This window comes from Persicitalea sp. (assembly GCF_041751555.1).
In the GTDB taxonomy this organism is placed as follows: domain Bacteria; phylum Bacteroidota; class Bacteroidia; order Cytophagales; family Spirosomataceae; genus Persicitalea.
In genome coordinates, this window is the sequence record NZ_JBGSXF010000013.1 from 1 (window position 1) to 3,307 (window position 3,307).

The 3,307-nt window shown below is 56.7% G+C and carries 1 protein-coding gene; it reads right to left on the reverse strand.

From position 1 onward, the window contains the following. The coding region (locus ACEW8P_RS00465) for a PVC-type heme-binding CxxCH protein (protein WP_373511147.1) at positions 1-3,273 on the reverse strand (3,273 nt) is incomplete at its 3' end. Positions 3,274-3,307: the final 34 nt, after the last annotated feature.

Here is a 3,307-nt window from a genome sequence, read left to right on the forward strand (position 1 = left end):
CCAGGCACTGACGCCAGCATCGGCGTTCAGGCCCAGACTAACCCGGCCGGGTGTGAGTACTTCCACTTCAAACCGCGCCACACTATATTGCTTTGAACTCGCCGCAATAATCGGCAGGTCAGCCAGCGGCAAGTCGCCGGAGACTTTGCTGTAAACAGGTTGGAAGGGAATATTGGCTGCTGTTTTGGCAAGATAGCCGATGCCCTCCGCACTAACTTTCTTTGCTAAATCGGCCTGGCCCATTGCCGTTTCCCAACGACGCACGAAGCGTTCGTTAGGTACGCGGAAATCGCCCGTCTGCCCTAATTTGGAAAGAAAATCGACCAGATTATCAAACTCCTCCTTCTCCAGACTGGCCGTTAGTCCGGCGGGCATCAACGAACCGGGGATTTTCTCGATAGCCTGAATCTGGCTTTTGGGAATCGAAACTTCCAGACCCGTCACGTCGCGCATCACGATTTCGGTGTTGCCGTTGCTCACTAAGTACCCCATCGCCTCGCTGCCGTCTTTCTTGGCAAAACGCTGCAACTCGTAGCCTTCTTTGATGGAAGCTGTGGGGTAAAGAATCGAACGCACGATTGTCTCGACGGGCGAACTAGTACCTAAACTACTTAAATCCGGGCCGATTAGTCCGCCCGCGCCGCCCAGGGCGTGGCAGGTGTTACAACTGGCTTTCCGGTAAATCAATTCGCCCGCCTCGGGGTCAGACGACCGCTTGATTTCGCGGGCCACGGCGATGATTTCCAGATCGGTCAATTGCTGTGGCATTCGCTCTGGGGGTAGTTTACCGCCCGATGCCTCCAACGCCTGCTTGAGCAATTTTATATCCTCGTCGTTTTGACGGTTGGAAGGGAGTTGTGTCTGCACAAGCTGACGGCCGACCAAGGCGCGGTTTTCGGGGATTTTTTTAGTCAAAATTGCCTCGGCAAAAGCAATTCTAGACTCTTTATTTTTCATGAGAACCGTAAGCATTTCCGAAACGTCGCTCTCTTTCGGGAGCGTACGCAATAAATCGCTTCCAATGCGGGCGGCCTCGGCGGGATTCAAGGGCACCAACCGGGCGGCAGCCAAGAGCCGCAAATCTGCTTTGTTTTGGCCGGATGCCAATTCCATAAAAACCTGCTCGGCGGCTTTTTTATCCTGCGCGGCCAAGGCGGTTAAAGCCGCTTCCTGTCGGACTTTATCGCCCTTTTTGGCTAGACCGACCAGACGATCTTGTATTCCGGGCAGTTGCCAGTACCCCATGAGGCGAATGGCGCTGGCGGCCACGGCGGCGTCAGCATTGTCAACGAAATCAGTGATGCGATTCAAATCACCCTCCGGCTTGACCTTCCGCTGCCGGGCGGCATCTTCCAGCGCGGCGAGTGGGTCGGCGAGTAGTTTGCTTTGGCTTGTATTATCCTGAATAGACCTCTTGAAAAGTACGCTCAGTTCCGTCGGCGTGCCGTAACGGCTCAGCGAGTTGAGGACATCTTTTCGGTAGGCTTCGGGAATCTGATCTTTCTCGTATAGCTGCACCAACTGCGCAATGGCGTCGCGGTTGCTGACCGATTTCAGGGCGTAGGTGGTTTTCAGCGGCGACCCGAAAAAGTCCGGGTCGGTTTTCAGTTGTTTGGTCCAAAGCGGTTCCAGGTCGCGGGTCGTTTGCCAGAGGGCAAAATCCAGAAACTCGTCCATCGGCTGTTCCAGCGCGGTCAGGGCGGTGCGGGCGGCCTCGGCAGTATTCAGTTCTCGGAGCGCGATCACCGCTTCCAGCCGTACCTGTGGGTGCGGGTCTTTCACGGCTTTTTCAAGAATCGTGGGAAGGTTGGCAATTTGATCCGACCAAAGTTGCAAAGCCCGCAACGCTGCTGCTCTCGCCTTATAACTTTGAGCGTTGGCAAGCTGCAGGAACAGCGGCTCGTTAACCACGTTTAACGTTTGGTGCAGCCACAGGGCTTCCACCAGATTGTGTTCGTAGTCCGCGTCTTTCTTGTCAAGATTGGCAATCCATTTCTTCAGAGCGGGCAGTACTTCCTCCGCGCCGCGTAGTTTCAGGGTCTGTTTGGCTTGGGTACGCGACCATTCCTCGGGTAGTTTGAGCGCGTCCAGCAGTTCGGTGGTGCTGGCTTTGGTCAAGTTTGGGTTTTTGACCAAAGGCCGATTTTTGGCCGTGATGCGCCAGATGCGCCCGTGTTCGTGGTCGCGGCGCGGGTCGTAAAAGTCCACCTCGCCGTGCTGAATGATCGGATTGTACCAATCGGCCACGTAAATCGCGCCATCCGGCCCGAGGTTGACATCCACCGGACGGAAAGCCACATCGTCCGTCCACAGCAAATCTTCGACCTGTCGCGAAGCGTAACCGCTGCCCTGCTCGGTAAGCTGAAAGCGATTGATGCGGTTAGCCCGGAAGTCGTTGGTGATCAAACTACCCTGCCAAGACTCCGGCAAATGCCGCCCCGAAACTATTTCCAGTCCGCTGTGCTTGGGCTGACCGGGATTCAGGCCGCGAATAATGCGCTCGGCCCCCGGCGCAGTCACGAAGGTCGCACCCGGAAAGGCGTAGTTGATGCCCTCACCGCCCGCCCCGTCGGTCAGAAACGACTGCCCCCAGCGGTCGAACTGCAAACCCCAGGGATTGATAAGACCGCGCGCGTACACATCTAGCTCCAGGCTTTCGGGCCGTAGCCTCCACGCGCCGCCACCTTCCAACCGCTTGACGCCCGAGGGCGTTTCGACGTGGCTATAAATGTAAATCGCCTGATTGAAGTACAGCGAACCCTCCGGTCCCCAGCGGAAAGTGTGGATTAGGTGGTGGGTGTCGGCCACGCCGAAGCCCGTCAGGATACGGCGTTTTTTGTCGGCCTTGCCGTCGCCGTCGGTGTCCATGAAGTGCAGGATTTCGGTGGAGTTGGCCACATACACGCCGCCGTCACCGGGCAAGATGCCCGTAGGTGTCATCAGGCCTTCGGCAAAAATGGTGGATTTGTCGGCCTTGCCGTCTCCGTCGGTATCTTCCAGCACGTAAATCTTGTCGTTGGCTTCCTCGCCCGTTTTCACATGCGGGTAGGCCGTGCTGCTAATGACCCACAGCCGCCCGTCGGCGTCCCAGTTCATTTGCACGGGGTTGACGAGCATCGGTTCGGCGGCAAAAAGCGTCACCTCGAAGCCGTCCTGGATTTTGAACGAGGCCAGTTCTTCCTCGGGATCGTCGCCGGGGCCAAAGCCCGGTACGTCCTGCATGGCCGACGCCGTGAGGAGCAGGACGCAGGGAAGGAGAATAAATTTGCGCATTCGTATCAAAGTATTTTTCATCATTATTTCAAAG